The organism is Marinilabilia rubra (assembly GCF_003121985.1).
Classification (GTDB): Bacteria; Bacteroidota; Bacteroidia; order Bacteroidales; family Marinilabiliaceae; genus Marinilabilia; species Marinilabilia rubra.
In genome coordinates, this window is the sequence record NZ_QEWP01000001.1 from 646,803 (window position 1) to 672,900 (window position 26,098).

The following is a 26,098-nucleotide window of genomic DNA, read 5'->3' on the forward strand; positions in this document are numbered from 1 at the left end:
GAAATGCAAAAGCGATTATCAGAGTGTATAAAGGGTATTGATTATATTGAAAAGATTGGCAACGCCGATCCTTTCATTGAGGATATAGTGTTTGATTCCAGGGCAGTTGGGCCACATTCCGTTTTTGTGGCGGTGCGTGGGACCCATGTCGATGGACATGAGTTTGTGCAGGATGCCATTGCTGATGGGGCACTTGCTGTGATATGTGAACAGCTGCCCGTGGGCAATCATCCTAACGTAGTCTTTGTGAAAGTGACTGATTCGCACAAAGCGATGGCTCAGGCAGCTGCTAATTTTTATGACGATCCTTCTTCTAAATTGAAGTTGGTGGGAGTAACAGGTACCAACGGAAAAACCACCATCGCAACACTATTGTATAATACCGCACGGCTATTAGGCTTTAAAGCAGGTTTGTGTTCTACTCTGGCCAACTATATAAATGACAAAAAACTTGAAACAACTCATACCACACCTGATGTGGTTACTCTAAATAAATTAATGAGTGAGATGGTTGATGCCGGATGCGATTATTGCTTTATGGAGGTAAGTTCTCACGCCGTTCATCAGGGACGGGTTGAGGGCCTTGATTTTAAAGGTGGTATATTTTCCAATATTTCACATGATCACCTTGACTATCATAAAACCTTTGATGAGTACATCCGGGTGAAAAAGAAGTTTTTTGATGATTTACCGGATGATGCTTTTGCCCTCGTCAATGCCGATGATAAACATGGACGGGTAATGCATCAAAATACAAAGGCCTCACATAAAACCTATTCGTTGCGGGAAGTGGCTTCATACCGGGCGCGTATTGTTGAAGGACTATTTGAAGGCATGCAGCTTTCCATTGAGGGGGAAGAATTCTGGACGCCATTTGTTGGGCGTTTCAATGCCTCCAACTTGATTGCTGTTTACGGTGCCGGAAGGGAGCTTGGCTGGGATAAAAAAGAACTTTTGGTTGCTATGAGCCAGCTTAAATCTGTGGGCGGAAGGTTCGAAACGGTACGTTCCAAATCGGGTGTAACCGGGGTGGTGGATTATGCGCATACCCCCGATGCCCTCAAGAATGTTCTGGAGGCCATCAATAACATCCGACGGCCCGAGCAGACTCTGATAACAGTTGTTGGAGCCGGAGGTAATCGTGATACAGCCAAACGTCCGGTGATGGCAGCCGAAGCAGTGAAAAACAGTTCAAAAGTGATACTGACCTCGGACAACCCCCGCGATGAGGAGCCTCAAATTATCATTGATCAAATGATGGAGGGAATTCAATTTGCTGAGCGCATAAAGGTATTGACCATTTTGGACCGTCGTGAAGCCATTCGGACAGCCTGCACTCTGGCTCAACCAGGCGATATAGTATTGGTTGCAGGTAAAGGACACGAAACTTATCAGGAAGTAAAAGGGCAGCGCAGCCACTTTGACGATCGTGAAATAATCAGAGAGTTTTTTGACCAACAATAATTTACTATGCTTTTTTCTTTATATAAATATCTTGAGTCAATTGATTTTCCCGGTGCCGGAATGTTTCAATACATCTCCTTTCGCTCGGGGATGGCCGTTATTTTCGCGCTTCTAATTGCCACCATTTTTGGTAAACTCATTATCCGCCTTCTTCAGAGACAACAAATTGGTGAGGTTGTACGTGATTTGGGACTTGAAGGGCAATATCAAAAGAAAGGGACTCCCACTATGGGAGGGTTGATAATTATTATCTCAATACTGATTCCGGTGTTGCTTTTTGGTAAATTGGATAATGTGTACATTATTCTGATGATAACCACAACAATATGGTTGGGCTTAATTGGTTTTCTGGATGATTACATCAAGGTATTTAAAAAGAATAAGGAGGGGCTTGCCGGTAAATTTAAAGTGATTGGACAGGTCGTATTAGGCCTTATTGTTGGACTGACCCTTTATTTTAGTGATGATGTTGTTGTGAGAATGGAATCTCCGGCGGATGCTTCAACGAGAGAAATAAAAACCGAACAGGTTGAACAGAGTCAGGAAACTAAATATGTTAAGGCTCCGATAACAAACGTCCCTTTCTTTAAAGAGAATCGTTTTAACTATAATTCTCTGCTGTGGTTTTTGGGAGACAAAGCCTCAGAATGGGGATGGGTAATTTTTGTATTGGCGGTCATTTTTATTACTACTGCTGTTTCAAATGGTGCCAATATTACAGATGGATTGGATGGACTGGCCACCGGTACTTCTTCCATAATAGGGGCCACACTTGGAATATTGGCCTATGTTTCCAGCAATACCATTTATGCCGATTATCTGAATATTATGTATGTTCCTCAATCGGCTGAATTGGTAGTGTTTATGAGTGCTTTTATTGGGGCTACAGTCGGATTTCTATGGTACAACTCTTTCCCGGCGCAGGTTTTCATGGGAGATACAGGAAGCTTAACCATTGGAGGAATCATTGCCGTGTTTGCGATTCTTATTCGTATGGAATTGTTAATTCCCATCCTTTGTGGTATTTTTCTGGTGGAGAATTTGTCAGTAATGATTCAGGTATCTTACTTTAAATACACCCGAAAAAAGTATGGAGAGGGGCGGCGGATTTTTAAGATGTCACCTCTGCATCACCACTATCAGTTGAAAGGATATTCCGAATCGAAAATTGTGACAAGATTCTGGATAATGGGAATAATTTTGGCGGTACTCACTATTGTGACGCTTAAAATCAGGTAAAGAATGAACAAGGAATTAATCGTACTTGGAGCAGGAGAAAGCGGAACCGGGGCGGCGATGTTAGCCAAATCCAAAGGTTTTCGTGTTTTTGTGTCTGATTGCGGGAGAATTAAGCCCCAATTTCAGGCTGAGTTGGAGGAAGCAGGCATTGAGTTTGAATGTCAGAAACACTCTGAGGAACGAATTTTGGAAGCCGGCGAGGTGATTAAAAGTCCGGGGATTCCTGATCATTCGCCATTAATCAGAAAAATCAGAACAAAGAAGATCTCAGTCATTTCAGAAATTGAATTTGCCGGTCGGTATTCTAAAGCTTATATGATAGGGATAACCGGGAGCAACGGTAAAACCACCACTGCCATGTGGGCTTACGACCTGTTAAAAAGAAGTGGCCTTAATGTTGTTTTGGCAGGAAATGTTGGAACCAGCATGGCAAGAGAGCTCATCTCCGGCGATCCGGATATTTTTGTGCTGGAATTAAGCAGTTTTCAACTCGATGGAATGAGTGGTTTTAAATGCGATTCATCCATTATTACGAACATCACTCCTGATCATCTGGACCGGTACGATTATAAATTTGAGAATTACGTAGATGCCAAATTCAGAATTCTCAACAATCATGAGAAAGGCAGCGTGTTTATTTTTAATGGACACGACAAGGAGATCATGAACAGGTTAAAATATCTTAAGTATCCCGGGCATCGGTGTCCTTTTGCTTTTGACGATGTTTATGGAGAAGGTGCCTGTGTTAACGGGCCTAATGTTGTTTTTAATACGCCAAGATATCATTTTTCACTTCCTGTAGCAGATATTGCCTTGCCGGGGAAGCATAATTTAAGCAATGCCATGGCAGCCGGGCTGGCCGCACTCAGTGCAGGCGCTTCAGTGGAGGCTGTGAAAGCAGGACTAACCGATTTCTCGGCTGTGGCCCACCGCTTGGAAAGCGTTGCTGAGATAAACGGAGTTATGTACATCAACGATAGCAAGGCCACCAACATTGACTCAACCTGGTATGCACTGGAGAGCATGGAAAAGCCTGTGGTTTGGATTGCGGGAGGTACCGACAAAGGAAACGATTACTCAATTTTGGAAGATTTGGTTCTTCAGAAAGTGAAAATGCTTATTTGTCTTGGTGTTGATAATCGTAAGCTCCTTGAATTTTTTGGAGGAAAACTGCCGAAAATTGTAGAAGCCAAATCCATGAAAGAGGCTGTGGCGGAAGCAGCCAGATCTGTAAAAGCAGGGGATGTTGTTCTTTTATCGCCAGCCTGTGCCAGCTTCGATTTATTCGATAATTACGTGCAGAGAGGGAATCTGTTTAAAGAAGAATTAAATAAATTAAAGGGATAATGAGCAACTTTATCCGGAAATATGTAAAAGGCGATCAAACGATCTGGGTCATTATTATTTTTCTGGCTCTGGTGTCGTTGTTGACCGTTTATAGTTCAACCGGTAGTTTGGCATACAAAACACAGGGCGGCAATACCACCTACTTTATGTTCAAGCAGTTGGCGTTTTTGATGGTGGGAATGACCCTGATTGTGGTGGTGCATCATATTCCATACAAGTATTTTATTATTTTCAGTTTGCCTGCATTATATTTTTCCATACTGATGCTTGGTGTTACTTTAATGTCCGGCCAAAATCTCAACGAGGCGAGTCGGTGGCTTACGGTTCCGGGTATAGGATTGAGTTTTCAGCCTTCTGAAATGGCAAAGTTGGCCCTCATTGTTTATGTGGCAAGGGTTCTGGCACAACATCAGAGAGAGGGCGAACCAACTTATGGGGCTTTTGGGCCCATTATGATTCATACAGGAATTGTCTGTTTGCTGATTTTTCCTGAGAACCTCTCAACTTCTGTTTTGCTTGGAGGTGTAGTAATGTTGATGATGTATCTGGGACGGGTTCCGTTTAAAAATTTGTTCTTCACCGGTTTTGGAGGAATAGCGTTAGTGACGCTGGTACTTGTTCTGGCCATGAATGATATTGTACTTATTGACCGTGCGGAAACATGGGCTGCCCGGGTCGAGCGTTTTATGGATGACGACGCTGAGGTTAATGAGTATGGGAGTGATTATCAGGTTACCCAGTCAAAAATCGCAATAGCTACCGGAGGTATCCTTGGAAAAGGTCCAGGAAACAGTGATCAGAGAAACTTTCTTCCACACCCTTACAGTGATTTTATTTATGCCATAATTGCTGAGGAGTTTGGACTGTTGGGAGCAATTTTGGTTTTGGCAGCCTATTTTTTCTTTTTGGGGCGAATAGGCGTTTTAGTCAGATCCAGTAACCGTACATTCCCGGCATTTATGGTGCTTGGCTTGGGACTTATGTTGGTAATTCAGGCATTTGTAAATATGGGAGTGGCCGTCGGTATTTTTCCGGTTACCGGTCAGCCTTTGCCTTTAGTGAGTATGGGGGGAACTTCCATCTTATTCACTTGTTTGGCGCTGGGGGCTATTCTTAGTGTTAGCCGTCACAATCAGATAGAAAAGAAAAAACAAATGGAAAAAGAGTCGGCTCAGGCAGAAGCGACTTGAAGTTAATATCCTAAAATAAAAATCGCTTGATACCATATGAGTGATAAATTAAAAATAATAATTAGTGGCGGAGGAACAGGAGGTCATATCTTCCCTGCCATTTCCATTGCAGACGCCCTAAAAGCACGCAACCCCGAGACTGAAATTTTATTTGTTGGGGCAAAGGGACGAATGGAAATGGAGAAAGTGCCTGCTGCCGGCTATGATATCGTTGGGTTGCCTGTGGCCGGATTTCAACGCAGATTGACCTGGAAAAACATTACTTTTTTCTTTAAGCTGGCGGCCAGTATGCTGAAAGCCCGTCGAGTAGTAAGGTCTTTCGCTCCGGATGTGGCTATTGGAGTAGGAGGCTATGCCAGTGGTCCGGTTTTAAAAGCTGCTGCTTCCGCCGGAGTGCCGACGGTGCTGCAGGAACAAAATAGTTATCCGGGTGTGACAAATAAAATACTGGCCCGGAAGGCCAAAAAGATTTGTGTCGCTTATCCAAATATGGAGCGGTTTTTTCCGCCCTCCCGGATTGTGCAGACCGGGAACCCGGTGAGAAAAAATCTTTTGGAGACTATTGAACGTGCAACTGCGTTAAAGGAATTTGAATTGGATGGTGAAAGAAAAACCATTTTGGTTGTCGGGGGATCACTTGGTGCAGGAAGCATCAATAAAGGACTGATATCAAGCCTGGAAGCTATCCGCGAACGTGAAGATGTTCAGGTTTTGTGGCAATGTGGAAAATACTATCATCAGGACCTGGATCAACAGCTGAAAACCCATGGGTTGGACAATGTTAAGTTGATGCCGTTTATTGCACGCATGGATTTGGCATATGGTGTTGCAGATGTTGTTGTTTCCCGTGCAGGAGCCGGTACCATTAGCGAATTAGCGCTTTTGGGAAAAGCCTCGGTTTTAGTTCCGTCACCAAATGTATCGGAGGATCATCAAACCAAAAATGCCATGTCTCTTGTGAAGGAGGGGGCAGCCATTCTTGTGGCAGATAATGAAACGGAAGAAAAGCTGGTGAAAGAAGCTCTGGTTTTACTTGATGATATCGATCATAAAAAACAGCTGGAGGAAAAAATTAAACTTTTTGCCCATAATAATTCAGCCGATCAAATTGCTGAGGAAGTTGAAAAAATTGCCAAAGAGAAAGCATGAACGAATTTAAAGATTATCAAAGTATCTTTTTTATTGGAGTCGGAGGCATTGGGATGAGCGCTCTTGCCAGGTTCTTCAACTCTTCCGGATTCCGGGTGGCTGGTTATGACCGTACTTCCGGACCGGTTACGGATGCGTTGATATCTGAAGGCATAGAGGTGGTATTTGATGAGTCTGTTGATTTCATTCCGCAAGACTTTAAAGATAAAGATCGAACAATGGTGGTTTATACACCGGCAGTTCCTGATTCTCAGAAACAATTGATATGGTTTCACCAAAATGGGTTTAATGTTTTAAAAAGGTCTCGGGTACTGGGTCTTATTACCGAAAACATGAAATCGATTTGTGTTGCCGGAACACACGGAAAAACAACCGTTTCAACCATGACGGCTTTTTTATTCAGTCAGAGCAATGTTGGCTGTAATGCCTTTCTGGGTGGAATATCCAAGAATTTCCAAACTAATTTCCTTGGAAATCCCAATTCTGAATTTGTTGTTTTAGAGGCCGATGAATTTGATCGTTCTTTCTGGCAATTGAGTCCGCAAACTGCTTTGGTTACATCTATGGATGCTGATCATTTGGACATTTATGGGTCTGCTGAAGAAGTGAGAGAGGGATTCTGGGGGTTTGAGGATCGAATTAAAAAGAAGGGTAATTTATTATTAAAATCCGGCCTTCCTGTTTCGGAAAACATGGAAAAAAGTGTAAGGATTAATACTTACTCTATTAGTGAAAATGCCGATTACCAGGCTTTAAACTTAACTGAAAAGGACGGTTTTTATAGTTTTGACTTAAAAACACCCACCGGGATAATTGAAGGCTTCCGGATGGGAGTGCCGGGACTGATTAATGTTGAAAATGCCACGGCTGCCATTTCTCTGAGTCTGATAAATGGTGTTCTTCCCGGAGAATTAAAAAAAGCTTTGCCTGAATTTAGAGGTATTGCAAGGCGATTTGACGTAGTGGTGAAGAGAGACGACTTTGTTTATATCGATGATTATGCACATCATCCGGAGGAAATAAAAGCGACGCTTGCCAGTGTTCGCCATGCCTATCCGGAGTGTAAAATAACAGGGGTTTTTCAGCCTCATTTATTTTCACGAACACGGGATTTTGCCAGGGAATTTGCCACCGCCCTGCAAAATGGGCTGGATGAAATTATTTTGCTACCTATTTATCCTGCAAGGGAAGAACCAATACCCGGAATTTCGAGTGCTTCTATAGTTGCGTATCTCGACTCGGAAAAATGCCGGATTGTGGAGAAAGCTGATTTGTTGTCAGAGTTGAAGAAGTTGAATCCTGAGGTTTTAATTACGATGGGAGCTGGAGATATAGACCGTTTAGTGCCTGAAATAGAAAAATGGGGGGAAAAAACTATTTCATGAAAGGAATAAAGATAATACTGCTTTGGAGCTTGTTGCTTCTTTATTTTCCGGTAATGCTTGGTTTCATTGCCAGTTACCGGGAAGATATAGTTTGCCGTGAAATTTCAGTGGTCGTAAAAGACAGTTTGGAAACACGTTTTGTTAGCAGTGATGAGATCCGGAATGCTGTTTTAGGAAAATTTGAAGGGACATTGGGAGGAGAATTCAATTCTTTATCCCTGAATGAGATTGAAACCTTTGTGGAGAAGCATCCGGCAATAAAGAAATGTGAGGTTTACAATACGATTGGTGGCCATTTAAGAGTTGATCTTAATCAGCACCTTCCACTTTTCAGGGTGTTTGAAAATACACGGTCGTATTATATTGATGAGGATGGAAACGAAATGCGGTTGTTTGATAATTTTACCGCTCGTGTGCTGGTGGTAAGTGGAGCCATTAAAGGACAAATGGAGCATTTGCAGTATATTGCAAGAATTTTTAGAAACGATTCGTTTTGGAATGCCCAAATAGAACAACTTTTTGTGAAGTCAAACGGCGATTATGTTTTGGTGCCAAGGGTGGGAGACCACTTGATATTGTTGGGCCCTCCCGTGCGGATTGAGGAAAAATTAAGGAACCTGAGAGCTCTCTATAAAAATGGACTTTCTCCACGTGAGTGGAACAATTATCAGGTTATCAATTTGAAATATAAGGGACAAGTACTTTGCTCGAAAAAAAGGAATATATGAGTCAGGATTTTAATTTGATTGCAGCCATCGACATCGGTTCTACAAAAATTGTAGCCGTAGCAGGTCGTAAACATCCCAATGGCCAGGTAGAAGTCCTTGGGGTTGAGAAAACTTCATCTATCGGCGTAAAACGTGGCATTGTTCTCAATATTGAGGAAACGGCCAAGGCCATACGTCAGGTGGTTTCTTCTTTGCAGGAAAGACTCAATATCAAAATCAGTGATGTCTTCGCAGGCTTTTCAGGTCAAAATGTTCGTACCATGAAAAACCGGTGTTACCGGTCGGTAAACAGAGGTAACGAAATTAATACCTTTGACCTCGAACAGTTGTTGCAGGACAGTTATCGCACAATCGTCCTGGAACCTGACGAAAAAGTACTGCATGTCATTCCTCAGGATTATATCGTTGATCATGAAAGTGGCATCAAAGAACCTGTAGGATATTCAGGGCAGCGTATTGAAGGAAACTTCCATGTTGTGATATGGAGAAATCAGTATGTTCACAATATTGAAAAATGTATTGAAAGAGCAGGGCTTCGGCTTAATGGACTTTTGTTTTCCCCGTTGGCTGCATCTGGAGCGGTACTTTCCGAAGAAGAAAAAGAAGCCGGCGTTGTTATGGTTGATATAGGAAGCGGCACCACTGATTTGTCCGTTTTTCAGGATGGTATTTTAAGACATTCCGCTGTGATTCCTTTTGGTGGGAACGTTATTACAGGTGATATAAAGGAGGGATGTGCTGTGCTGCAGAAACAGGCTGAAGGTCTCAAAACCCAGTTTGGCTCAGCCCTTGGAACACATGCCCGCGAAGATGCAGTGGTTACAATTCCCGGCATTGAGGGGTGGGAACCCAAGGAGATTTCTTTTAAAGGCCTGGCATGTATCATTCAAGCTCGAATGGAAGAGATCATTGAGCTGATAATACATCATATTGAGCGATCAGGATTTTATGAAAAACTTGGTGCTGGCATTGTGTTGACCGGAGGAGGAGCCAAGTTGAGCCATGTGGCTGAACTGACAAAACTTAAAACCGGGCTTGATGTTAGGGTCGGTTCAGTTTCCCGAGCTTTTTCAAATGAAGAAGAAGAAGTTTTGAAAAGTCCTGCTTTTGCTACCTCTGTTGGTTTGTTGATCTCTGCCGGTCAGTATCCCGGAAGCCAGGTTACCCGGGAGCAGGTTTTATTTGATGATGTGGAAACGGAAGAACCCGTAAGAGAGAAAAAATCCAAACACTCGGCAGGCAAAAACAGGAAGCCAAAAAAGGAGAAAAAATTGGAATACATTACCGGTGATCTTTTTGGAAATCTCAGGCGCAATATCGCCGGTATTTTTGATGAGAGAGATACCGAAATGTAATCCCAGCACAAGGAGGTAATTATGAGTGAAGATTTGATGAATTTTGATATTCCCGGCGATCCCAATTCGATTATTAAAGTAGTTGGTGTTGGGGGAGGTGGAAGCAATGCTGTAAACTACATGCACGGTCTTGGTATTAAGGACGTAAGCTTTGTTGTTTGCAATACTGACTCGCAGGCTCTTAATAACAGCCCGGTTCCCATTAAGATTCAGCTGGGTGAGTCACTGACCGAAGGCCGTGGAGCTGGCAATAAACCCCTGAAAGGACGTGAGGCTGCTATTGAAAGTCTGGAAGCAATTCAACAGGTATTGGCAGATAATACCAAGATGGTTTTTATCACTGCCGGAATGGGTGGTGGAACTGGTACTGGTGCTGCACCTGTTATTGCCAAAGCTGCCCGGGATATGGGGATTCTGACAGTAGGCATTGTTACCATTCCTTTTAAGTTCGAAGGGCGGGTCAGGATTGAACAGGCCCTTGAGGGCGTTTCTGAAATTGAACAGCATGTCGATTCATTACTAATCATTAACAATGAGAAGTTGCGCGATATGTATGGTGATCTCAAACTCAGCAACGCTTTCTCCAGAGCTGATAATGTGTTGGCAACAGCAGCCAAAGGAATTGCCGAAATAATAACAGTTCATGGATACATTAACGTGGACTTTGCCGATGTGGAAACCGTTATGAAAAACAGTGGAGTTGCTATAATGGGATCTGCCACTGCCGAAGGGGAGGAGAGAGCCATTGATGCCATTCAGGCTGCGCTTGAATCACCTTTATTAAACAATAATGACATCAAAGGCGCTCAAAATATCCTTCTCAATATCACTTCCGGTGTTGATGAAATCACCATGGATGAGGTTGGTGAAATAACCGACTACGTTCAGGATCGGGTTGGCGCTTCTGCTTCCATTATCTGGGGGTCAGGAACGGATGAAAGATTAAGTGATGATGTGGGCGTAACGATTATAGCTACCGGCTTTGCCTCCGGACATATTATTCAGAAGCAGGATGGAAGACAGCCTGTTAAAAAGTCTGTCGCCCGTTTCAGTATGGATGAGGAGGGAAACGTAACGGATGAAGAAATTGAAAATACCACAACCGGCCACGGGGAGGATGATGAGCAATCGCGCGTGGTTGATTTTGATGAGATAGAACGACAGAAAGAGAAACAGATTGAATGGCTCTATGGAGATGAGGAGGTAAATGAAAACGATGTGTCTGATCAACCGGAAGGGGATATGCTCTCATGGGCCATAGATAGCGACAAGAAGGATGTTGGACCTATTCTTGAACATGGTTCTGCAGCAGCTCTTACTCCCGAAGAAATGGGGGATGAAAAGCTGATTGATGAGATGGAAAATGTTCCTGCTTATAAGCGGCGAAATGTTGCTATTGACAAGAATAAGCGTAAGGAATCGGCTTCTAAAGGGAAAGGCCAGACCGACCGGAAAGTTTCCAGATTTTCCCTGAAAGACGGCCGGTTGAGTGATAATAATCCCTGGTTACATGACAATGTGGATTGAGCTTTAATTGCTAATGTATATTAACTAACATCTAATACTCTATATTTATTATGAGTTTGATTGAGAAAATAACTGATGAAATTAAAACGGCCATGAAGGCCCGTGAACAGCTTAAGCTGGAAGCATTGAGAAGTATTAAAAAAGAACTTTTAGAGGCCCAAACTTCTGCCAAGTCCGGTGGAAAGGTCTCAGAGGACGAGGAACTCAAAATCCTGCAGAAAATGGTTAAACAACGCAAGGATTCTGCAACTATTTATTCGGCTCAGGGTCGCGCCGACTTGTACGATAAGGAGATCGCCGAAGCCGATATTATTGCCGGGTTTTTACCTGCACAGATGTCTCCGGAAGAGATGGAGGCTGAGCTGAAAAATATCATTCAGGAAATGGGTGCCGACTCTATGAAAGACATGGGGAAGGTGATGGGTGTTGCTTCTAAAAAGTTAGCCGGAAAAGCGGATGGAAAAGATATTTCGAATACCGTAAAAAGGTTGCTGTCTGAAGGTTAATTATATAAGTGTTCAGCTTTTTATAACAACAAAAAGGGTGATGAGAAATTTCTCATCACCCTTTTTGTTGTTATTTTTCCGATGGTCTAGTAGAAATTCGATCTGTTATCAATAACGTCCACATTGTCACGGATAGTTTGAAGCAATTGGTAACTCACTTTGGAGTTCAGGTTATTTTTCAATTGCTGCTTAATATCTTCCACACTGGTTTCAGTTTCTTCTTTATTGGTTACTTGTACCAAATAAACACCATTGTTACCGGCTGCAGGCTCAGAAACTTCATTTACAGGAGAATAAACTGCTAAAGAAACGAGGGCAGGCTCAACACCCGCTCCGGCTACCTGGAATGCATTAAAGTTTATATCTGAGGCAGACTGCACTTCAGCCTCAAGAGACTCTGCTATTTCCTGTAAAGATTTTCCGCTTCCTTTCTCTTCCTGCAACTGAGCAAGAATCATCTCTTTCTTCTTATCGTCCATCAACTGACGCTCAATGCGGCTGCTTACATCAGCCAGCGGCATCGTTCCTTCTTCTGTGATTTCGGTAAGCACTGCAATTACGAATTGATCACCAAATTCGAAGATTGGAGACATATCGCCAACTTCAGCATCGAAAGCCCATTTGACAAGCTTTCTTGGAGACTCGAGAGATCCTATGCGCTGGTCATTTTTGTTCAAATCGCGACCATAGCGTTTGGTCAGATTCTCTTCTTCAATGGCATTGTTGAATTTTTCCTGAGTGTTATTCAAGGCTGCAAATCTGGTAGCCTCCGAATATACGTTCTGATAAGTTTTGGAGCTGTGGGTTACTTCACGTCCAAGTGTTGCCAACTGATACTGAGTAGTTGGAACCCCTTTTTCCTGAATGTGGATAATGTGAGTCCCAAACTGAGATTCTGCAGTTACAATTTCTCCTTCATCACCAAAAAACACAGCGTCGTTAAAAGGCTGCACCATTTGCCCCTGGCGGAACCATCCAAGGTCACCACCATTAATGGCAGATCCCTGATCTTCGGAATACTGACGGGCCAGTTCAGCAAAGTTGGCGTCATTCTCAAGCAAATTCACCAGACTGTCTGTCAAAGCTTGGGTTGCCTGAGGATTTTGTGGGTTGTTTCTTAGCAGGATATGACGTGCTTTTACAGAGTCAGGAATCTGTGCAACATCAACCAGTCTTGTAAGCTTGAAGGTGTTTTCTTCAAAGTAAGGCCCGTAAACATCTCCTTCTGAAGCAGAAGTCACAAAGTCCCGTATTTCAGCATCCAATGCCGCGGGTTTCATATAGCGGGAGTTGAATGGAACATCAGAATTTATTCTTACAAACTGTGCTGCGTCTACATTAGGCGCACTAAAATCAGACTCCATTTCCATGAGTCTTTCTCTGGTTAGCTCCCGGTCTTCATCGGTAGGTTCAACGTCGAAAGTAAGATATTCAATGTCACGACTGGGGTCTTGCTTAAAGTCATCCGTATGATTGTTGTAATAATCCTTAATCTCACTTTCATTAACAGATACTTCCTCATCGTCAACGGAGGTCAAACGCTTCATAATAAAGTTAAAGTCAACTTCTGTAGAGCGGGCTTTAGCTTCACTTTCAGCCCATTGATCTGTTACAATAAAACCTTTTTGGAAAAGCCCGGAATACTTGCTGAATAAACGTTCTTTGGTAATCTGATCTTCAACGAATGTCCAGTAAAAATTGGCTTGCGGATCGTATTGTTTAGATTGCAGAAAGTTTATCACTTGTTGCTTGTCAAATGCTCCTGTTTGTGGGTTGGTAAATAATTGACGAATAGTAGGGTGAACATTGGACCCGGTTACCATGTCAAGCAATTCGGCGGGTGTTACCTCGATACCGAGTTCTTCATATTTTTCACCCATGATCACTTCATTGACCATCTGGTTCCAGGCTTGTTGACGCAAGCGGTTAACCATTTCGTTGTCTAATGCTGACTCACCTGAGTTCATTCGTGCATATTCCTCCATTTCTGAAACTCTGGCCTGAAATTCCTGGATAGAAACTGATTCTCCATTGATTTCGGCCACTTCCATTTTTGAACGTTGGAAAATGGAATTTCCTGAACTTAGCAGGTCGGTCATTATGAAGGCAAACAGGGCGAAGCCGATCATTACGGCCACAAGAACTCCTCCTTTACTTCTGATTCTTTCTAAAGTTGCCATTCGAATACAGATTAATTTTGTTTATTTAAAATCAGGTCACGAATATACAAAAAAAAGCACAATCCGGTTCCTTTCAAATTGAGTGCTGCGAATTTATAACGAATATAAAAATTGACCAATTAATGTTCATCTTCTTTGGTGAGTTCCACCAGTTCTATTTTCGAACTGGTAGCTTCCAATATGCGCAGGATGAAGTGTTCAATTTTTATTTCATCTCCCTTTTTTGGAATTGATTCATTAAAACTCAGAATCATACCTGCCAGGGTTTCATATTCATCCGAAACGGGTAATTCAAGTTGATACTTTTCGTTGAGATAATCGACTTCAAATCGTCCTGAAAAGTGATAATGGTTTTTATCAATTTCCTTTTCCTCCAAGTCAGAAACATCGTGTTCATCATCTATTTCCCCGAATATTTCCTCCAGAATATCTTCCAGAGTGACAATTCCTGCTGTTCCGCCAAATTCATCAACAACAAGTGCAATGCTTCGGTGCTCTTTGGTGAAGATCTCCAGAAGCTTATTGGCAGTCATTGTTTCCGGCACAATACTTATAGGATTGATAATGTTCCTTAATTTTCGGGGGTGTTTAAAGAGTTCTGAAACATGGATGTAGCCTATGATGTTGTCAATGTGTTCCTTGAATACAAGAATTTTTGAATGCCCGCTGTCAATAAATTTTTGGCGCAGAACTTCCATGCTGTCTTCCACATCCACCGCTTCCAAATCGGTTCTGGGAATGGTACACTCTCTTATTTTTACTGATGAAAAATCAAGTGCATTTTTTAATAACTTCACTTCCTGTGGAACCTCTTCGTCAGTAGAGACATGTTCCTGATGTTTGGAGAGTAAATGGTCAAAATCCAAACGTCCGATAACCAGATCTTCTGTGGAGGTGGGATGATCTGTTTTGGCCACCTTTTTTATCAGAAAATTTGATATGCCCAGAGTGAATTTTGATAGGGGATAGAAAAGGCCATAAAAAATCGTGAGTGGAATGCTGAAGAGGTTCAGCGTAAAAGTGGGGTTTATGCGGAATATGATTTTGGGTATAAACTCAGCTGTTATTAATATTACCAGTGTCGATAAGATGGTTTGTAAAAGAAGGATGGCAAAGTCGGAGGAGAAATAGAGCCCGATCATTGGTTCAAAGAGCTTAGCCATGTAGATGCCATATACAACCAATGCAACATTGTTCCCAATTAGTATGGTGGTAATAAACATCCCCGGTTTCCGGAGAAACAGATCAATCATTTTGGCTATTCCCGGGTTTTTCTTGCGATTCAGTTCAATTAAAAGTTTGTTTGCAGTGAGGTAAGCCATTTCACTGCCTGAGAAAAACGCCGAAAAAATAATCGTGACAATTATTATAGGTAAATATTCCATCTGAATCTAAATCGGGATCTTTTCTGCAAGGTAATAAAAAACTTATTTTTTTCTGATTATGCCAATGGGTGAATGGTGCCACAATCTGTTTTACCTGGTTTCTTCCTCTTCAATGGCCAGAATTCCACTAATATTTTTTATGGTGTAGTTTTCAAGACTTTCATCTGATTCAAAACCATAACCTGTCAGTATTTCCTGATCTGTAGTGATTTTGATGAATTCATCGGAAAAGATTCTGTGTTCGCGCGCATCCCAAAAGAGTTGTTCGGTATTTATCACTTCATTTTTGAAGTTCACGGCTTCAACGTTATTTTGAAGCTCCCAGAGTTCATCTTTTTCATGGTAGATGGCGTACCGGCTTTTTATTTGGGCATCAATTTCTTCCTGTTTGTTATAAACAATCAGATGCAATCCCCTTGGAAATTCGGTATAAGGTTCTTGGCGGTTGTCGTATTTGTTCATTTCGGGACTAATGAACCGGTAAGCTACCCTTCCCGAGTCGGTAATTACCGTTTCAAGATCGTTAACAGCCAGGGATGGGAAGTTTTCTTCATCCACGACAGCTTTTATCTCGCTGGGTTTGTTCGACTGGCATGCCCCTGAGAAAAAAAGAACAGCAAGCAGTATAAAAATACTGCCTGCTGTTTTCTTTGTTAATATGCTATTCAAATAATTGTGCCTCATTGTTGTTATTTGGATCTGACAGATGTACGCTCACCTATCCAACCGCCAACGGTATAATTTCCGCCAACTTCAAGTCCCTGGAAGAAAATCATGTCCTTTGCAGGAAAGTGCCTGCTGTATACCCCTATCAGCTGATTGGCTTCTTCAGCAACTTCAGGGTCAACTGATTTTGCACGGATGAATTTGTCAACAGCTGCCCAATAAGCAGTTTTGTGAGTAAATTCATCATCTCCAATGCTATTGGCTGAAGCAGCATATGCCTTTCCTATCAGGATGTAGGGTTGTCCCCAGTCAGGATTCAACTCAATGGCTTTTAAAGCATTGGTTCTTGCTGATACGAAGTTTTCTTCTGCGATATGAACCAGTCCTAATTGATAATAGTATTCTGATTTTTGCTCATCGTTTTCAACCAGCTCAATAGCTTCTTTGTAGAATTCGATGGCACGTTCGGTATCACCCGATTTCAGGTTCATGCGGGCTAAGCCGTAAGCAGATGAACTTGAAGGTTCAATATTGTGAAGATATTCTGAAACTTTGTAAAGCAGCTCCATATCTTCGCAAAGTTCGCGGGCCAAAAGACGACTTACTCTCTTCAACCAGTCGAGGTCATCTTTGTGTTCTTCCAGTTGGGGTGAGAAAATTTTATCAAGTGTTTCGCAGTCTGCTGCACCACTTCTTGCAAAAAGGTTTTCAATTTTACCTGAAAGATCTTCAAGCATCGTCTTATATTTTGCCATCTTAGGATCTGCAATTTGCTGGTTCAAGAGATCAATGATGGTAGTGTAATTGTTTACCACTTTTTCGGCGTCTGCTTCTCCATCTTTAAACATGGCAACTGTTGTAGTCATGTATACTGCCAAAACAGCTGGCTGAGTTGCTTTTCCTCCTTTGTCTACCGATTCGGTAAGCAGCTGAAAAGCTTCCTTTCTTACTTCGGAGTCATTTTTCTTAAACTCGAGCATATCAATGGCTTTCATACCCTTGATGTAAGGGATCCCATAACGCGGGTGATCGCCAAAGTACTTCATGCGCTTGTCATAGACGCTCATTAATTCCTGATAGAACTCCTCTTTTTTAGCCTCATCATCAGCATTCTTTACCATGTAATTCATGATCTTCACACCATCGGTATAAATCCTTCTGGTAGCAAGAGGACATTCATTGAAAGTAATTTCCCAATATGGATGAGCTTCTTCGAATCTCTTTTGCTTAACAAGCTCTGTGTAAAGAGACAAGTTTTTTAAGCACCTGATGCTGTCTTCTCCATGCCCGTACTTGGATCCGTCTTCAACCCCTTTTTGAGCAAAGGTTTGTGCCATGGATAACAGCAATCCCAGAACTATAATTGTAAAAGCTTTCATGTGAAAAAATTTTGTTTGATGAAACCTTACAAAACCGACAGCCTTAATTCCCGCATTATTCCCTGGAAGCCTGAGTTGTAAGAAAATGTTAATGGTTTGTTGATCTCTCAATTTTTAAAAACAGGGGCAAAGGTAAAAAAATATCCAAAAACCCTGCTGTGCGACCTTGTTTAAGTTCTGATTAATCGAACTTTCTCTTCATAAACCAAAACTCGTGGAAGGTGAAATTCACTGTTACTTTTCCATAACTTTCTGTCATTTGAAGGTCTCCTGATGGTTTTCTCTTTCCCAGTTCAAATACCATGTTGACCGAAGTTTTACTTCTATTATGTGGTAAACCTATTCCAAAAGTTATGCCAAAGTCGTTGATCTCATTGTTGTCGATTTGAATGTACTCCTGACTGTACTTTATACCCGCACGGTAGCGCATGCGTGCCAAATAGTTTTGAGAACGCTGGTTGGGAAGGTATTGCGCACCCGCTGAAAATTGTGAACTGTTAACTGTGTTTGTATGTCCGTCAGGAAAGGTGACATCACCCCAATTGCTCAAAATATAGTCTGCGGCTAAGGTAAGTTTATCGTTGCTCGTATAAGAAACACCAAACCCTAAAGATTGGGCCATATCAAAACCTGAAATATTAGACGTGTCAGAGGCTTCGGGGATGACATAATTCCTGGTAAAGAGCTTTCCATCTTCTGAATACTGAGTTCCCTTTGCGACTGTTCTTTGAAAATCCCCGCTAACAGATGTTTTGGGACGGAATGTTACACCAACAGTCAGGTCTTCTTTTTCGGATAATTTGTGGGTATACTGTGCACCAAAATCCAGAAAGAAGTCATTGGCGTGTAATTCGGATTGAACACCGTACTTATAAGCGGATTCGTCTCCCAAAAACTCAATAAAGGTGGTGTGTTGGATATTGCCAAAGAGATAAGTGGCATGCATACCCACTGATAAGGCAGGAATTGGGGTGAATGAAAGTCCGCCGTATGCAGATGTCAGATTTCCGGTACCGATGGCCCGGTTTAGCGTTGTTTCATCAGAAAACTCAAACTTGTAACCTGAATTTGAAAAGGGACGTAAACCCCAGGACATGTGTAGCTTCCTGCTGATGGGAAAGCCCATTGCAAAATAGCTGAAATCGATGTTGTTGTATTCTTCCTGGCCGTTGTCCGATTCAAATTTTTGATTGTAACCTGTCACACCAGCTTCAAAAAAGAAGGACATGGTATCCATTGCAGAATAGGACGCAGGGTTTAATCGATTAAGATGAAAACTGTTGCGCATTGCGATGCCGGTATTTCCCATTGCGGCATTTTGCCCAAAGCCTGCAGTGTTCAACTCACCCAATCCATATCTGGAAAACGGGGAGTAGGTTCTTTTTTGTCCGAAAGCAGTTGACGTTATCAAAATGGTTAAAACCAGCAGATGATATCTAGTAAGTTTATGCATTGTATTCAATTATTCGGTTTAGTCCGGATAGTACTAAATTTGGATGTACAAAGATGATATTTTTTGTGTAGCTGACAAAAAAATCTGCATCACCTCCGGTTATGATTGTTTTTGCGTCAGGATATTCTTCTTTGACCTGGCTAATGTAGCCTTCAATTTCCATTATCAAACTATTCTTTACACCTGCTCTTATGGCTTCTTCAGTCGTTCCTCCCCAAAATGGGCCATCCCCGGGGGTAACCATTGGTAATTTCTGTGTTTGTTGGTGCAAAGCTTTATAACGCATGCTGAGTCCGGGTGAAATATTTCCTCCGTGATAGATGTTATGAGAAACCAGATCGAAAGTTACTGCTGTGCCGGCATCAATTACAAGCAAAGGATACCCGGGATAAAGCGTGTTGGCTCCGATGACTGCAGCCAGCCTGTCTTTTCCAAGCGTTTCAGGTGTTTTGTAGTTGTTTTTTAATGGTATAGGAGTGGTGTGATCAAAGAATATTAATTGTCCGGGAAGGTTGGAAAAAAAGTTTTTAAAAAAGGATTTATCCCGGGTTACTGAGGATATGACAGCATTTGTGGGAGAATGCCTTTTTATAATAGGTCCCATATTTTTTTGGTCAAGGAAATCGAGCTTGTAAGTGGCAATTACCTCTCCCTTGTCAAAAAATCCTAATTTTGTGCTACTGTTTCCCTGATCAATTGTTAAATTCATAGTTCCTAATTATTAAAGGGCTGCCTTTTTAAGGAATTTTGTTTTGGCTTAAGGGCATGCAAATTTAGTTTATCTTTTTGGGGTTCGGGATTATTACCCAAAAATTGTACCATATTATGCGAAAAGTTTTGGTAGTTGAAGATGACCGGTTCATCTCTGCAATATTTACACTCTTCCTTAAGGATTTAGGGTTTGAAATTGTTGGAAGATGTAAGTCCGGAATTGATGCTTTGGAGGAATGCGATAAAAACAAACCCGACATTGTTCTGATGGATATTCATCTGGAGGGAGACGTGGATGGGATAGAAGTTGCTGAAACCATTCAGCGCGAATGTGAAGTGCCGGTGATCTTTATTTCAAGTGATACCAGCTCTGATGTGGTTGAACGGGCAGTTATCTCAAACTCCTATGGTTACCTCGTAAAGCCCATCACCAAAAAAGAGCTTGGAATTACCATGGAACTGGCCTACTACAAGCATAAAGCTGATCTTGATCAGCGAAGAAGAGAGCAAAGCTTCCGGAACTATATATCCAACGCTCCCATTGCTATTACCATTGTCCAAAACGGAATTATTCGTTATCTGAATAATTTGGCGCTTGATCTGTATAAGACTCATTACATGGAGGATATCATTGGGTCTTCAATGGTGGATTTTGTTGACGATGAGTTTGTTGAAACTCTTGAGCAGGTTCTTTCAGATGATAAAAGTGAAAAGATAACCCCATTTCACCTTCAGATAAAAACTTTTCATCATAAACCGGTTAAAGTTGTGGTGCATGCCTCCCGGATTAACTTTAATGGATCTTCCGCTTTACAACTGGTCTTGGTAGAGGTTTCAGACTATCTGGCTCATCTTGATGAGCTTCAAAAATGGAAGGAAGCAGCACTTACCGGCATGGGCCCCATGTTGTTGATCAATAACCTTTTTGAAGTGGTGGACTACAATCCTGCTTTTCGGGAATTTGTTTGCCCTGCTTTTGATATGCGGGGGCACTCCGTATTTACCATGCGCCCCTGGATGAATATTGACCGTGGAGCTTTGGCCAATATTTTTAATCAGAAGAGTAAAAAACCGGTTGATATTTCCATCGAAACTACTTCGCATTTTTTGTTGTGTTCAGCCTACGTTCTAAACAATGCCGAGGATGAACCGGAAAAGATACTTGTTGTTTTGAAGGAAGCCAGAGAAAAGTAGATGCTCTATAAATCAAATTTTTTTGGAATTGCACGCACAATTGCTTTAAAACCCTGGTTATTAGCGCTACATGGTTCGACCTAAATCTTATATTTACAAATCTAACGATCTATTGTAATAAAGAACTGATTTCTTTGAGTTTATCTTTCAGCCTTTCAATGTTTTCCGCTTTTTTGATTATCAAAATCAGTTTCTCCCCTTTTTGCTGCATCTGGACTTCAGTAGGATGTTGCTGTACCCATTGGAGAATGTTTCCAAAACAACCTGACTGGTAAAACCCTGATTGCGGGTTGTCAATGAAATGCAATCGTGCTTTATTGTTTTTAAGGAGAAGCCTGGTGATTCCCATCGCTTTTGCCTGCCTCCTTAAACGGACAATATTCAGAAGCGATAAGGTTGGTTCAGGAATTGGGCCAAAACGATCTTTCAGTTTATTGGCAAAGGCTTCAATGTCTTCTTCTTTCTCTATGTTATCCAGTTCCCTGTAAAGTTCCATCCGTTCAGCGGTATTGCTGATGTAGTCGACAGGGATTCTTACTTCCTGATCGGTTTCTATTTGACAGTCGCTGACAAAATTTTTGCTCTCTTCTCCGGGCTTTTCTTCATTCTTAAATAGCTCGGGGAATTCATCTTCACGCAACTCGAGCATGGCTTCCTGCAAGATGCGCTGGTAGGTTTCGTAGCCAATGTCTGCAATGTATCCGCTTTGTTCAGCACCCAGCATATTTCCTGCACCTCTGATGTCCAAATCCTGCATGGCAATGTTGAAGCCACTGCCCAATTCGGAGAATTCTTCGATTATTTTCAGGCGGCGTCGGGCATCCTGAGTGAGGGTCGTAAGTGGTGGGGCCAACAGATAGCAAAAAGCTTTTCTGTTGGAACGGCCAACACGGCCTCTCAACTGGTGTAGGTCACTTAACCCAAAGTGGTGGGCATTGTTTATTATAATGGTGTTGGCATTGGGGATGTCAAGTCCCGATTCGATAATGGTGGTGGCGATCAAAACATCGTATTCACCTTCAATGAAATCGAGCATGATTTGCTCCAGTTTGGGGCCTTCCATTTGTCCGTGTGCCACAACAGTCTTGACATCCGGTAACCACCGATTGATGGTCTTTTCGAGTTCGTCAATATTTTGGACACGGTTATTTATAAAAAAAACCTGGCCGTTTCGCTCCAATTCGTAGCTAATGGCCTCGGTTATGATGGCTTCATTAAATACATGGAGTTCGGTAATTATGGGGTGGCGGTTGGGCGGAGCTGTGTTAAGAATGGATAAATCTCTGGCCCCCATCAGTGAAAATTGCAGGGTGCGGGGAATAGGCGTCGCCGTAAGTGTCAATGTATCGACATTGATCTTTATGCGTTTGAGCTTTTCTTTGACCGAAACCCCAAACTTTTGTTCCTCATCAATGATCAGTAAACCAAGGTCTTTAAATTCCACATCCTTTCCCACCAGCCTGTGCGTCCCAATTACAATGTCTATTTTGCCTTCCTTAAGTTCTTTAAGCGCTTTTTTTGTGCTGGAGGTTTTCCTCAGGCGACTGACATATTCAATGTTACATGGAAAATCGCTGAGCCTCTCCTTGAAAGTATGGTAATGCTGCAATGCCAAAATGGTGGTAGGTACCAAAATGGCTACCTGTTTGTTGTCGCTAACAGCCTTGAATGCAGCCCTTACTGCCAGTTCTGTTTTGCCAAATCCCACATCTCCGCAAACCAGACGATCCATAGGGGTGGTTTCTTCCATGTCGCTTTTTATGGCCTGGGTAGATTTAAATTGGTCAGGGGTATCTTCAAAGATAAATGAGGCTTCCAGCTCTTTTTGCATAAAAGAATCGGCCGAGAATGAAAAGCCGGGCTGTGATTTACGGGCTGCATAAAGGGCAATCAGCTCCCTGGCAATATCCTTGACTTTCTTTTTGGTTTTGTCTTTGACCCGTTGCCAGGCGCCTGTGCCCAGTTTGTTGACCTTGGGGGGTTCGCCATCTTTCCCCTTGAACTTACTGATGCGGTGAAGTGAATGAATATTGACCAGAATGACATCATTGTCTCTGTAAATAAGTTTGATGGCTTCCTGCTTTTGACCATTGTCGTCTGAGGTAACCAGTCCCCCAAATTTTCCCACACCATGATCGATATGTACCACATAATCGCCCGGGTTGAGGCGGGTCAGTTCCTTGATGGTCAGTGATTGCCTGGCAGCTCTTGCCTTGTCTGTCCGTAAAGAGAATTTATGATACCGATCAAAAATCTGATGGTCGGTGTAGATGCAGACTTTTAATTCATGATCCACAAATCCTTCGTGAAGTGCGTGCCCAATTTCGCCATAGTCCAGTTTCTTTCCCCGGTCTTCAAATATCTGACGAAGTCGTTCCAGCTGGCGAGGATTGTCGGAAAGCACAAAAACACGATATTCGTCACGTGTTTTTGTGTCAATATCCTTTTCAAGGAGATCAAAATTCTTTTTGAAAACGGGTTGGGGGGAGGTGTTAAATTCTATAGTCGAACCGGCGGTTTCGTTGCCTGATAGACTACCCCAGATTATTTTGGGGAACTTTTCAAATTGTGTGGTTAGTTCTTCGGGATCCAAAAGCTCTCCGGGAGTTGGAAGATCCTGGATTTTTTCAATTTTTTCGTCGCTTTGATTAGCTTTGATGACTTTCTGAAAAACATTGCGGACTTTTTCCAAAATCTGATGTGGCGACTCGGCCCATATCTTGGTTTGCTGATCATCCAGAAAAGCAGGCAGGGAGATGTGGTTGCCATGGGGGTGTTGTCCTGATGCCAGATCAGGGAGAATGGTAATGGAATTAAGGGGCTTTTTCGAAAGCTGATTCTCAATATCAAAGGTCCTGATGCTCTCTACTTCATCGCCAAAAAAGTCAATACGGATGGGATCTTCATTAGAATAGGAGTAGATGTCAATGATGGAACCTCTCAATGAATACTGTCCCGGTTCGTAGACAAAATCTGCTCTCTCAAAATCAATTTCCTGCAAAAATTCAGAAACAAAGGAAAGGTCCAGCTGATCTCCGGTATTGATGGTCATGGACTGCCCCGTCATCTCCTGGCGAGAGGGTACTTTCTCGAGCAGGGCTTCTGCATGTGTCACTACCAGACAATGATTGTTCTCTTTTTGCAATTGTTCCAGAGCCTCGGTGCGTAGAATAACATTGTTGCTGTCGGCTTGTCCGAACTCCGGCGATCGTTTGTAAGTGGACGGAAGAAAAAATACCTGATCTTCGCCTAAAAGCTGGGCAAGATCATGGTAAAAGTAAGCCGCTTCTTCTTTGTCGTAAAGGACAAAGAGATGCTTGAATTCACTTTGGTCAGATGCTCCGGCAAGAGCTGCCGAGGACCCTGACAAACCTTTTAGCAGCAAAGTGCCGTTTGGGGTTTTCAGCCAGTCATGCAGTTGTCTCAGACCTTTGTGGTCTCTGAATATATTAAGTAATGTGCTTAGTTCCACAGGAAATAATTTTGAAACAAAAGTAGTGGTTTTTGAGAAAATGGGGAGAGGAGGAGTATTTAAAACCATGTTATTTATCCAATAGATCGTTAGATTTTTAGATTATACATAAAAGTAACCAACAGGCAGAAGAAAATGTATTGCCCCGAAAGGCCATCTTTGAGCATTCAAAAGAATGTTTCGCCTGATAAGAAAAGATCTAACTACATGCATTAAGGCTTCGACATAAAGCGTATTACAACTTGAGTTAGATGAAAGGAATTCGTATCATGCTGAAATTCTGCACATTAATACAAGAGAGGGTGTTGTCTAATCAATTGATTACGAATCTATTGCATTGGTTTAACGGAGTACTGTTATCAATACTCCGTTAAACCAATGCAATGCTCCGCAAATTAACTGTTTGCACTTAAATATGTTTGTTAAATGCAGGATGTAATTATTTTACGAATCATCTTGTACGCTTCCTGACTGCCGTTAGGCAGGTATCTAAAAATCTAACGATCAGTTGAATTAAAAGAGTATCCCGAAATAGTAATTGGACCTTAACGGCAAAGCGCTTTTATATCCGTGGTATACCTCAACTCTTAACCATTTTACCAAGTGCCTCAATAGCTGTGGGTTTTCTCTTAAGGCAATTTTGGCAACCGCAAAAAACTCGCTCATCCACTCATCCATTCGGGCAAACGCAGCATTTTTTATTTTTGTTGCATCCTTTGTTTCTGCTGATACGTTTGATTTGTTTACAGTTAAAGCTTTATACAGTTCATCTTAGATTGTAATGATGTTTTCAATTTCCGAACTATCTTTAGCTGCTTGAAGTACGATTGCATTTATTAGCATTGCCTTATTGGGTATTGTCTTTGCAATCCCTTTTAATTCAGCCAATGCCGCAGTTGATTTGTTGGTTTGTCTTAAAATCTCAGTTGTTTCTACTTTTTCTCTGTGGGGAGGGAGTAATTCAATTTTGAAATGTGGTGCATTTTGTCCCATGTTTTATTTTTTTGTACCAAAAAAACAAAAGAACAGTACGTGTTGCAATGGTGGTGTTGGTTTTTTGCATGAAGCCACCACCATTAAAAAAGCTCGTCTAATAAAACGAGGTTATATCTCTATGGCTACAATTTTTAAAACGATTTCCAGGAATAAGGAAATGAATCGACTGTTTCCCATGGTTTAAAGAACCGCCGTATACGAGACCCGTATCCCGAAACTTCGGGAGTGGTGTGAGAGGCTCTCCGCCAGGCTAATTGCCTGGCGGCAGTCTGCTCGATTGTAGTGCGTTTTATATCAGGTCATTAAGTCTTTTAATGAATAATTGTTAAATCTTCTCGTTTTGGTTTTTCTGATTTTTTTTAGTTCGTTTTTCGCCTGAATTTCAATCCAAAGCATTGGGTCATTATTAAAAAGTTTTCCTAAGATGATTGCTAATTCATAATTTATCGGTCTCTCTCCGTTAATTAATTTGCTCAAATTAGAAGGATTTATTTCAATGTAATGAGCAAATTTCTTTTGAGGTATTCCCAGTGTTTTCAAGTATTCTTTTAAAAATTCTCCCGGCAGTTTGAGCTCAGTTTCTTCAGATTCGAGATAATCTTGCATTTGAAATTTGATGGAGAGCAACTCAATTTCTCTTTTTTGTGCTTCTGACCGATTTTTTGCCTTATTCAACATTATGGCCTGGAAATCTTTAAATTCATCTGTTCCAGTATCCATTTGATTTGTCAACATTCCGTTATTTGGCTCTGCGTTATTATTTCGTTTCATA

The 26,098-nt window shown here is 41.9% G+C and carries 20 protein-coding genes; 11 read left to right on the forward strand and 9 right to left on the reverse strand.

The window, feature by feature from the left end; genetic code table 11:
* Window positions 1–3: 3 nt before the first annotated feature.
* Genes DDZ16_RS02665 through DDZ16_RS02710 form a run of 10 tightly spaced genes read left to right on the forward strand, consistent with a single transcriptional unit; the run spans window position 4 to window position 11,890 of the window.
* Window positions 4–1,464, forward strand: a complete 1,461-nt coding sequence (locus DDZ16_RS02665) for a UDP-N-acetylmuramoyl-L-alanyl-D-glutamate--2,6-diaminopimelate ligase (protein WP_109262857.1) — start codon at window positions 4–6, stop codon at window positions 1,462–1,464.
* A 6-nt stretch (window positions 1,465–1,470) separates the two neighbouring features.
* Window positions 1,471–2,703, forward strand: a complete 1,233-nt coding sequence (gene mraY / locus DDZ16_RS02670; protein WP_109262858.1) for a phospho-N-acetylmuramoyl-pentapeptide-transferase — start codon at window positions 1,471–1,473, stop codon at window positions 2,701–2,703.
* 3 nt (window positions 2,704–2,706) lie between these two features.
* Complete coding sequence (gene murD / locus DDZ16_RS02675) at window positions 2,707–4,050, forward strand: UDP-N-acetylmuramoyl-L-alanine--D-glutamate ligase (protein ID WP_109262859.1); 1,344 nt, start codon at window positions 2,707–2,709, stop codon at window positions 4,048–4,050.
* Window positions 4,050–5,240, forward strand: coding sequence for an FtsW/RodA/SpoVE family cell cycle protein (locus tag DDZ16_RS02680; RefSeq protein WP_109262860.1), 1,191 nt, complete (start codon window positions 4,050–4,052; stop codon window positions 5,238–5,240). Before murD ends, DDZ16_RS02680 begins: the two co-directional genes overlap by 1 nt.
* A gap of 36 nt (window positions 5,241–5,276) precedes the next feature.
* Window positions 5,277–6,389 carry an undecaprenyldiphospho-muramoylpentapeptide beta-N-acetylglucosaminyltransferase gene (gene murG, locus DDZ16_RS02685; protein ID WP_109262861.1) on the forward strand — a complete coding sequence of 371 codons (1,113 nt, stop codon included), beginning with the start codon at window positions 5,277–5,279 and terminating at the stop codon, window positions 6,387–6,389.
* On the forward strand, window positions 6,386–7,774 hold the full coding sequence (murC, locus tag DDZ16_RS02690; RefSeq protein ID WP_109262862.1) for a UDP-N-acetylmuramate--L-alanine ligase: 1,389 nt from the start codon (window positions 6,386–6,388) through the stop codon (window positions 7,772–7,774). Before murG ends, murC begins: the two co-directional genes overlap by 4 nt.
* Entirely contained in the window at window positions 7,771–8,502 is a 732-nt protein-coding gene (locus tag DDZ16_RS02695) for a cell division protein FtsQ/DivIB (RefSeq protein ID WP_109262863.1), read from the forward strand. The genes murC and DDZ16_RS02695 overlap by 4 nt, the downstream gene beginning before the upstream one ends.
* Window positions 8,499–9,857, forward strand: coding sequence for a cell division protein FtsA (gene ftsA, locus DDZ16_RS02700; protein WP_109262864.1), 1,359 nt, complete (start codon window positions 8,499–8,501; stop codon window positions 9,855–9,857). Before DDZ16_RS02695 ends, ftsA begins: the two co-directional genes overlap by 4 nt.
* A 21-nt stretch (window positions 9,858–9,878) precedes the next feature.
* Complete coding sequence (gene ftsZ, locus DDZ16_RS02705) at window positions 9,879–11,384, forward strand: cell division protein FtsZ (RefSeq protein ID WP_109262865.1); 1,506 nt, start codon at window positions 9,879–9,881, stop codon at window positions 11,382–11,384.
* A gap of 50 nt (window positions 11,385–11,434) precedes the next feature.
* Window positions 11,435–11,890, forward strand: coding sequence for a GatB/YqeY domain-containing protein (locus DDZ16_RS02710; RefSeq protein WP_109262866.1), 456 nt, complete (start codon window positions 11,435–11,437; stop codon window positions 11,888–11,890).
* 86 nt (window positions 11,891–11,976) lie between these two features.
* Here the strand turns inward: DDZ16_RS02710 and DDZ16_RS02715 are convergent, their stop codons facing one another.
* The 6 genes from DDZ16_RS02715 to DDZ16_RS02740 form a co-directional block, all read right to left on the reverse strand.
* A complete protein-coding gene (locus tag DDZ16_RS02715) occupies window positions 11,977–14,070 on the reverse strand; it encodes a SurA N-terminal domain-containing protein (protein ID WP_109262867.1) in 2,094 nt (697 codons plus the stop codon).
* Window positions 14,071–14,189: 119 nt separating this feature from the next.
* Window positions 14,190–15,455, reverse strand: a complete 1,266-nt coding sequence (locus DDZ16_RS02720; protein ID WP_109262868.1) for a hemolysin family protein — start codon at window positions 15,453–15,455, stop codon at window positions 14,190–14,192.
* A gap of 90 nt (window positions 15,456–15,545) precedes the next feature.
* Window positions 15,546–16,139 (reverse strand): LPS export ABC transporter periplasmic protein LptC, encoded by a 594-nt coding sequence (lptC, locus tag DDZ16_RS02725; protein WP_109262869.1) that lies wholly within the window; start codon window positions 16,137–16,139, stop codon window positions 15,546–15,548.
* A 5-nt stretch (window positions 16,140–16,144) separates the two neighbouring features.
* Window positions 16,145–17,500 (reverse strand): tetratricopeptide repeat protein, encoded by a 1,356-nt coding sequence (locus DDZ16_RS02730; protein ID WP_109262928.1) that lies wholly within the window; start codon window positions 17,498–17,500, stop codon window positions 16,145–16,147.
* A 181-nt stretch (window positions 17,501–17,681) separates the two neighbouring features.
* Window positions 17,682–18,953: a hypothetical protein gene (locus DDZ16_RS02735; protein ID WP_109262870.1), complete on the reverse strand. Its 1,272-nt coding sequence runs from the start codon at window positions 18,951–18,953 to the stop codon at window positions 17,682–17,684.
* Window positions 18,946–19,662: a type III pantothenate kinase gene (locus DDZ16_RS02740; protein WP_109262871.1), complete on the reverse strand. Its 717-nt coding sequence runs from the start codon at window positions 19,660–19,662 to the stop codon at window positions 18,946–18,948. The genes DDZ16_RS02735 and DDZ16_RS02740 overlap by 8 nt, the downstream gene beginning before the upstream one ends.
* Before the next feature lie 116 nt (window positions 19,663–19,778).
* Between DDZ16_RS02740 and DDZ16_RS02745 the strand changes: the two genes are divergently transcribed.
* Window positions 19,779–20,858 (forward strand): response regulator, encoded by a 1,080-nt coding sequence (locus DDZ16_RS02745; RefSeq protein ID WP_109262872.1) that lies wholly within the window; start codon window positions 19,779–19,781, stop codon window positions 20,856–20,858.
* Between the two features lie 109 nt (window positions 20,859–20,967).
* On the opposite strand, the gene mfd is transcribed toward DDZ16_RS02745, so the two are convergent.
* From mfd to DDZ16_RS02770, 3 genes are all read right to left on the reverse strand, one after another.
* Complete coding sequence (gene mfd, locus DDZ16_RS02750; RefSeq protein WP_109262873.1) at window positions 20,968–24,399, reverse strand: transcription-repair coupling factor; 3,432 nt, start codon at window positions 24,397–24,399, stop codon at window positions 20,968–20,970.
* Window positions 24,400–25,101: 702 nt separating this feature from the next.
* Window positions 25,102–25,323 (reverse strand): Fic/DOC family N-terminal domain-containing protein, encoded by a 222-nt coding sequence (locus DDZ16_RS02760; protein WP_109262875.1) that lies wholly within the window; start codon window positions 25,321–25,323, stop codon window positions 25,102–25,104.
* A gap of 297 nt (window positions 25,324–25,620) precedes the next feature.
* The gene (locus DDZ16_RS02770; protein ID WP_232526534.1) at window positions 25,621–26,097 is read right to left on the reverse strand and encodes a HigA family addiction module antitoxin; all 477 of its coding nucleotides are present in this window, start codon (window positions 26,095–26,097) and stop codon (window positions 25,621–25,623) included.
* Window position 26,098 lies beyond the last annotated feature (1 nt).

What these genes read in the sequence shown, in the direction of transcription:
- DDZ16_RS02680 (WP_109262860.1), top strand. Translation starts at nt 4,050, where the DNA reads ATGAGCAACTTTATCCGGAAATATGTAAAAGGCGATCAAACGATCTGG.
- ftsA (WP_109262864.1), top strand. Translation starts at nt 8,499, where the DNA reads ATGAGTCAGGATTTTAATTTGATTGCAGCCATCGACATCGGTTCTACA.
- ftsZ (WP_109262865.1), top strand. Translation starts at nt 9,879, where the DNA reads ATGAGTGAAGATTTGATGAATTTTGATATTCCCGGCGATCCCAATTCG.
- DDZ16_RS02665 (WP_109262857.1), top strand. Translation starts at nt 4, where the DNA reads ATGCAAAAGCGATTATCAGAGTGTATAAAGGGTATTGATTATATTGAA.
- DDZ16_RS02730 (WP_109262928.1), bottom strand. Translation starts at nt 17,500, where the DNA reads ATGAAAGCTTTTACAATTATAGTTCTGGGATTGCTGTTATCCATGGCA.
- DDZ16_RS02740 (WP_109262871.1), bottom strand. Translation starts at nt 19,662, where the DNA reads ATGAATTTAACAATTGATCAGGGAAACAGTAGCACAAAATTAGGATTT.
- DDZ16_RS02745 (WP_109262872.1), top strand. Translation starts at nt 19,779, where the DNA reads ATGCGAAAAGTTTTGGTAGTTGAAGATGACCGGTTCATCTCTGCAATA.
- DDZ16_RS02695 (WP_109262863.1), top strand. Translation starts at nt 7,771, where the DNA reads ATGAAAGGAATAAAGATAATACTGCTTTGGAGCTTGTTGCTTCTTTAT.
- DDZ16_RS02710 (WP_109262866.1), top strand. Translation starts at nt 11,435, where the DNA reads ATGAGTTTGATTGAGAAAATAACTGATGAAATTAAAACGGCCATGAAG.
- lptC (WP_109262869.1), bottom strand. Translation starts at nt 16,139, where the DNA reads ATGAGGCACAATTATTTGAATAGCATATTAACAAAGAAAACAGCAGGC.
- murD (WP_109262859.1), top strand. Translation starts at nt 2,707, where the DNA reads ATGAACAAGGAATTAATCGTACTTGGAGCAGGAGAAAGCGGAACCGGG.
- mfd (WP_109262873.1), bottom strand. Translation starts at nt 24,399, where the DNA reads ATGGTTTTAAATACTCCTCCTCTCCCCATTTTCTCAAAAACCACTACT.
- DDZ16_RS02770 (WP_232526534.1), bottom strand. Translation starts at nt 26,097, where the DNA reads ATGAAACGAAATAATAACGCAGAGCCAAATAACGGAATGTTGACAAAT.
- DDZ16_RS02715 (WP_109262867.1), bottom strand. Translation starts at nt 14,070, where the DNA reads ATGGCAACTTTAGAAAGAATCAGAAGTAAAGGAGGAGTTCTTGTGGCC.
- murC (WP_109262862.1), top strand. Translation starts at nt 6,386, where the DNA reads ATGAACGAATTTAAAGATTATCAAAGTATCTTTTTTATTGGAGTCGGA.
- murG (WP_109262861.1), top strand. Translation starts at nt 5,277, where the DNA reads ATGAGTGATAAATTAAAAATAATAATTAGTGGCGGAGGAACAGGAGGT.
- DDZ16_RS02720 (WP_109262868.1), bottom strand. Translation starts at nt 15,455, where the DNA reads ATGGAATATTTACCTATAATAATTGTCACGATTATTTTTTCGGCGTTT.
- DDZ16_RS02760 (WP_109262875.1), bottom strand. Translation starts at nt 25,323, where the DNA reads ATGGGACAAAATGCACCACATTTCAAAATTGAATTACTCCCTCCCCAC.
- mraY (WP_109262858.1), top strand. Translation starts at nt 1,471, where the DNA reads ATGCTTTTTTCTTTATATAAATATCTTGAGTCAATTGATTTTCCCGGT.
- DDZ16_RS02735 (WP_109262870.1), bottom strand. Translation starts at nt 18,953, where the DNA reads ATGCATAAACTTACTAGATATCATCTGCTGGTTTTAACCATTTTGATA.